This is a genomic window from Candidatus Zixiibacteriota bacterium (genome assembly GCA_036397555.1).
GTDB lineage: Bacteria > Zixibacteria > MSB-5A5 > WJJR01 > WJJR01 > DATKYL01.
Genome location: DASWIS010000015.1, coordinates 90902 through 97207, shown reverse-complemented (window position 1 = coordinate 97207; position 6306 = coordinate 90902). Strand labels below are relative to the sequence as shown.

The following is a 6306-nucleotide window of genomic DNA, read 5'->3' as shown; positions in this document are numbered from 1 at the left end:
GGCTGACACCGAGCAGGATTGGTATCGGTACTGTGCGGGTCAGCCCTTGGGCTGACACCAGGCAGGATTGGGATCGGTACTGTGCGGGTCAGCCCTTGGGCTGACACCAGGCGGGATTGGGATCGGTACTGTGCGGGTCAGCCCTTGGGCTGACACTAGGCCGGATTGGGATCGGTACTGTGCGGGTCAGCCCTTGGGCTGACACCAGGCGGGATTGGGATCGATACTGTGCGGGTCAGCCCTTGGGCTGACACCAGGCAGGATTGGGATCGGTACTGTGCGGGTCAGCCCTTCGTCTTGCACCGAGCGGGATTAGTATCGGTACTGTGCGGGTCAGCCCTTGGGCTGACACCGAGCGGGCTGTGTGGGGAGTCGCTGACAATTTTGCTGCAAGATCACCTCGACGGGGCCCCGTACATTGTGTATCATCATTGCCCGACCGGGGTTTGTTAAGACACCACAGTGATACTACATTCATGACATTCTTCTACTTTGCGGCGCTGGCTGCGCTGTCACACGCCGTTGGGGATCTCCGCGCGCCGATCTATGCGCTGGTCAGCGCGGTGCTGATCGGATTCTTCTGGAGGTCATTCCCGGTCATTCCCCAACTGGGCAGGGGCGTCAACTGGCTCATTCGCTGGTCGTCGTGCGCGCTGGCCATCGGAGTCATCATGGCCGCGGGACCGGTGCTGCGGCTTGTCTTGCTAACCGTCTGCGCGTGGGGATTCGACCGTTTCGGGCAGCCCGATCGCAGAGGCGCATCGCGTCCGCTGGTCATCGCCGGTGCGATGTATACGATCGTGTGGACCTGCTTTTTCTTCCTGCCGGTCGGATATCGCTGGCTGTTGAGCTGGACCTTCGACTATTCGCAAGTCGTAACGCAGGTCATGTCCCGGCAGTTGATCCTGGGACCATCGGCGCAGGGAATCGACCTGTTGCTCCTGGGACTCTCCGGGATCATCGGGTTACTCATCGCACGGCGTGATCCGCAATGGCTGATGGCGGGACTATCGCTGCTGGCGCTGGAGGCGGCGCGCGTCGTGTATGTCTGGATGGCGCCGACGCTCGCGAATCTGATTTCGGGGGCGATTCCGGTTTCATCGACACCACACTTGGACATGCCCGGAGTTTTTTGCGTGTTCGTCGCCGGGTACATGGCGCTGCTGGCGCGTACGACATCCCCTCTGCCGGTCGAATCGCGCGCCGGCGCACGTTGGTCGCCCACGCTGGCAGTCGGCGCGGCCGCTGTCGTATTGGCTTTCCTGATTGCCGGCTCCCCCGCGTACGTGAATCGGCCGGTCCGCGTGTTGATGCCCAGCACCAACATGTTGGACACCGGGCTGCCGCAGTACGGACGTTACGGGGACCGTTCCGGCGGCATGTTCGGCTTTCTGCCGATCTTTTTGGAGTCATGCGGGCACACAGTCTTTCGCGGTGAGCCGACCAAGGAGTTGCTCGACTCCGTCGACGTGATCTTCATCGCCAACCTGCAAAAGAAGTTCGACCCCGAACAGCGTCAGAACATCTACGACTTTATCGCAGGGGGCGGCGGGCTGGTGATCGTCGGGGATCACACCGGCACGGACGCGATCCGCGAACCGACCAACGACATTCTGGCGCCCTGCGGGCTGGAGCTCAATTTCGACACCGCGGTGCCGTTGCGCCGCAGTTGGGTGGCCGCAAAATCATATCTGTTTCATCCCCTGGGACGCTCCGGCGGCGTGATGGATGCCGAGTTGTGGCTGGGCGCGTCGGTGACCGCCGGCCCGAAGGGCGAACCGTTCGTCATCGGACGCGGCGCGTTTTCCGATCCGGGCGACATGAACAATGCCGCGCGCTCCTATCTGGGCAACCTCGAGTACGACCCCGGCGAGCCATTGGGCGACGTCGTGCTGGCAGCCGCGGCTCATTGGGGCAAGGGGCGGGCGGTGCTGCACGGCGACACTTCGCCGTATCAGAACGGCACCATTATTCGTTCGCATTCGCTGATCAATCGCTCCATCCGCTGGGCGGCGCCGCAGGGATGGCTCGGCATTGTCGATCAGTGGCGGCTTCCGCTACTGTTCATCCTGATCGGGATTCTCGGCACGATCCTCGTGGCGATGTCGGTGGGTCAGCCGATCGTACTCTGGACGGCGCTGCTGTTGCCGGCGCTCTCCGTCGGATTCTGGTTTGAACTGCCCGGCGGATCGAAGCCGGACTGGACCATCGGACAGTTTCGCGCCGCCGTGATCGATGAAGGACACGGCAACCGTTTCGATTACATGGCCTGGGAGGATCGTTCGGTCGGCGCCATCGAGTACAATCTCTTCCGCGCCGGATACTCCCCGCGGTTTGCGAAGTCGCCTTTTGTGCTCGATGAATATCCCGCCGAGTTGTATGTGACCTGCACGCCGACACACCCCTACACAGCTCGCGAGATCGGTCGTCTGGAACGCTTCGTCACCGACGGCGGTTGGCTCGTGATCGGCGCCGGGTGGGATATGCGCAGTGGAGCGAAGGGCTTGCTGGAACGATTCGGATTGAGCATCGAGAATGTGCCGCTGGGCGAAGCCGACGGGCACGGAATGGGAATGCCCGTCAAGATGAAAAACGCCTACCCCATCGCGGGCGACCCGGAAGGCGCGGAGGTTCTGATCGAAGCGTTCAACTATCCGGTGGCCAAGGTGCTCCGTCGCGGCCAGGGCGGTGTCATCGCCATCGGCGATTCGGAGTTTCTGCTGAACATGAATCTGGAAGGCCAGAACGATTTTGTCGTGCTGGAAAACATCAACTTTCTGCGCGAGTTGTTCGCCTCGCTGCATCGGCAGAAGACCTCATGAGACGCCTGTATATCTGGGGAACCGTCCTGTGGGCCACCGGCTGGGTATTTGTCTGGCCGAACTTCAAGCCGGTCCCATCGACACTCTTATGGTTTGGGGCATGCGGCACCTTGCTGATCGTCGTCGCATCATGGTATTCGTCGGTCCAGTCGCGTCGCTGGCACTGGTCGGCGCTGTTGGCCGCCGCCGCGCTGGTCGCCTTTGGGGCCATTTGGAACTCCCCGGAATACATCGGGGCGTACATCCTCGCAGCGGGCGCTCTGATATTGGTGGCGTTCGGCGCGACCAGCCCCGGCGCGCGGATCGGGCGCGGATTGGCCGTGGCCGGAACAGTCGCGCTGACACAATTGGTCGGTTTGTATCTGTTCGTGGTTTACTTCGGGCCGCGCGGACACGGCGCAGCCATCCCCTCCACGATTCTGGCCGCCGCGTTCCGTCTGTTCGGATTCAAAGCAGCCGCGCTGGAGAATGGTCTGCATCTGATGTCGATCGACCGGCTCTACCAGGTGGTGCCGTCGCCGAACAACATGGGATTGATCGTCTTTCTCATGGTCTTCATGGGACTGATCGGCCTGGCGATCGTGGGCGTGATTCGTGTTCGCTCGCTGCTGACGGGCGCGTTCATCATCAGTGTGTTCGCCCTGGTGCGGTACGCGGCGATCATGCTGTGGGACTACACGCACGAAGGTCTGCCCGACTCCTTCTGGAGTCCGCTCATTCTTGCGTGGACCGCGTGGCCGGTGGCGATCTTTCTGCAACGCCTGCCATTGTTTGATCGGCCGCGCTGGTACACGCCGGGTGTTTCGCATTCGGGCCGACGGGTCGGCGTCGTGATCGGCGCGACCGCCGTCGGCGTGCTCGCCTGGACCGCCGTTGAGGGCTACCACCCCGCCGGGGTGATGAAACCGGGGCGGATGCTGATCGACGAGATGCATTCCGACTGGGAATGGTCGGAAATGCCCTTCGACACCGTCTGGTACGGCCAGCAGTCGACATACAATTTCTACTGCCTGGCGGAGTATTGGGGCAACTACTACCGGATGGAACGCGGGTTCGATTCCCTGACGCCGGAACTGCTCGACAACTACGACATTCTGGTTTTGAAAGTGCCGACGCAGCCGTATGCGCCCGGGGAGATCGAGGCGGTCTACGACTGGGTTTGCGACGGCGGGGGATTGATCTTAATCGGCGAGCACACGAATGTGTTCGGCTACGCGACGTTTCTCAACCCGGTCGCCCAGCGCTTCGGGCAGCGGTTCATCCCCGACATCGTCTACGAGATCGAGGCGGGCGACTTGAATCTCGAACGGATGCGACGGCTGCTGCCGCATCCGGTTGCGTACAACATGCCCGATGACTTCCTCTTCGGGGGACCGTGCAGCATGTACGGCGATCTGTGCGCGCGTTCGATCATCACCGGCGTCGATGTCAAGACGCTGCCGGCCGACTACACCGAACGCAACTTCTTTCCCGAGCGCACCGGTCACACGGGGTATCGTCACGGGCCCTTGTTGCTGTCGATGGCGACGCGCTGCGGCAAGGGACGCATCGTCTCATTTACCGATTCGACCCTCTGGTCGAACTTCTTCGTGTTCATCCCGGGCAAACCGGAACTGGCGCTGGAGTTGGCGGACTATGTCAACCGCTACGATCCCTTTCCTTTGAACTATTGGCGCATCGTCGCAGTCGGCGTGGGGTTGCTGGGGATTGCCGTGGCGGCCATTGCCGCGCTCGGGATGCGTCTGGAGGGATGGGGCTGGATGGCGGCGACGGCCGGATTGGTGTTCACCGGTTCCGCGCAGATGATTGAGGCCGTCAATGCGAAGAATTACCCGGTGCCGCAGCCGCACCGTCAGTATGCGCAGTTGAACTTCGAGCACGAGCACTCCGACTTTTTCATTCCCGAATTGCGCCTGGCGCGTGAGGGCGACAAGGACTTTTCCACGTTTTTCCTGTGGACACAGCGCGTCGGAATCGTGCCGCGCCGTTTCCCGACGTTGGAGGAGGCGCTGGCGCAGCCCGGCGGACAAATGATCATCGATCCGGTCCGGCATTTCGATTCGACCGAGGTCGCGATGTGCCGGCAGTTTGTCGATGACGGCGGCACGCTCTACATTTTCGATGATCCGAAAAACGCCCGATCGACATCCAACCCCTTGCTGGCCCAGTTCGGGATGCGGTTCGACATGACGCCGATCCGCGGCGGCGGCCGCACCCAGGGCCAGGGACTTCTCGGTGTCCTGTGGGAAAACGGCGGTCGGGTGATCGGTGGGGACCCGTTGGTGGTCGCGCCCGACAGCAGCGTGAGTTGCGCGCGCCGTCGCTTCGGGAAAGGGCAGGTGATCGCCTATGCGAAGTCGAGCACGTTCGAGCGCACGGTGATGGGTTACACGGCGATGATTCCCAACCCGATCCAAAATACAATCAGCCAATTTGAATACCGTTTGATGTCGTATCTTAATTACCCGCCTGAGCGCGCCGACGAACCGGAGTCGGAGCCGGACGGAGCGAATGCGGCCGAGGGCTCGTTGTGATGGATGACACGCAACCAGGACAACAAGGCGGAGTCAATCTCGCGCTGGTGCTGGTGGTCAGCCTGCTGCTGGGTTTTGTCGGCGGATTCTTGTTCGGGCAAAACGGTCCGGCGGCGGCCGGTGTCGCGACGACTGTAATCAACCGCTGTCCGCACACGCTCGATCTCGAAGATCAATATATTCTGGCCGGGTTCAAGTGCCCGAACCCCGCCGACCAGGTGCCATTGAACGGATGCCATTGCATGCTGGCGCATCAGATCATGGACCGTGTCAAAGACGAGCTGGGACAGGGCAAATCCGGCAGCGAAATTCGACGTGAGATCGAGACCGAGTACGGTTCCCGTCTCCAGATGTGAACAACTAATTCCCTGAGGAGGAAATGTGAATTCAAAAAGCAGTCCGATCAATGCCGTGCTCATGGCATTGGTCGGCATTCTGGTGGGTTTCATCGGCGGCTATCTGGTCGGCCAGGACCGGGGCGCAGCCGGCACGTTCGGCGCGGCCGGCGCCAATCCGTTTCAGACAAGCGCGACGGCCAACTGCCCGCACTCGCTGGACGCCAAAGACAACTGGATCCTCGCCGGGTTTCGCTGTCCCAACACCGATGAATCGCAGGCGCTGCTCAGCGATTGCCACTGCACGCTGTCCCACGCGATTCACGATTTGGTCAAGGCGGACCTTCAGGGGGGCAAGGCCGGGCAGGATATCCGTGATGCCTTGGTGGCCCAGTACGGCGCGCGGCTGAACTTTGCCGGACAGGAGTCGCCGGTCGGAGCGATGCCGGCGGGTTCGCGGTAGATAGCGGCGCGGTCTGTACTTTTCCCTTAGATGGAGGAAATCCCCGGGCGCTCGCAGTCACCCGGGGATTTGCAGAGCGGGACAAGGAGGTGGGATTGTCCCGCATTGTGCTCGCACTGACTATAACGGATTCGTCACCGTTCTGTTCCGGC

The 6306-nt window shown here is 61.9% G+C and carries 4 protein-coding genes; all 4 read left to right on the top strand.

Annotated elements, in window-relative coordinates; translation table 11 throughout:
• Positions 1-476 precede the first annotated feature (476 nt).
• Genes VGB22_06230 through VGB22_06215 form a run of 4 tightly spaced genes read left to right on the top strand, consistent with a single transcriptional unit; the run spans position 477 to position 6154 of the window.
• Positions 477-2822, top strand: a complete 2346-nt coding sequence (locus VGB22_06230; GenBank protein HEX9750864.1) for a hypothetical protein — start codon at positions 477-479, stop codon at positions 2820-2822.
• Entirely contained in the window at positions 2819-5356 is a 2538-nt protein-coding gene (locus VGB22_06225; GenBank protein ID HEX9750863.1) for a hypothetical protein, read from the top strand. The genes VGB22_06230 and VGB22_06225 overlap by 4 nt, the downstream gene beginning before the upstream one ends.
• Positions 5356-5712: a hypothetical protein gene (locus tag VGB22_06220; GenBank protein ID HEX9750862.1), complete on the top strand. Its 357-nt coding sequence runs from the start codon at positions 5356-5358 to the stop codon at positions 5710-5712. The genes VGB22_06225 and VGB22_06220 overlap by 1 nt, the downstream gene beginning before the upstream one ends.
• A gap of 25 nt (positions 5713-5737) precedes the next feature.
• A complete protein-coding gene (locus VGB22_06215) occupies positions 5738-6154 on the top strand; it encodes a hypothetical protein (GenBank protein ID HEX9750861.1) in 417 nt (138 codons plus the stop codon).
• Positions 6155-6306 lie beyond the last annotated feature (152 nt).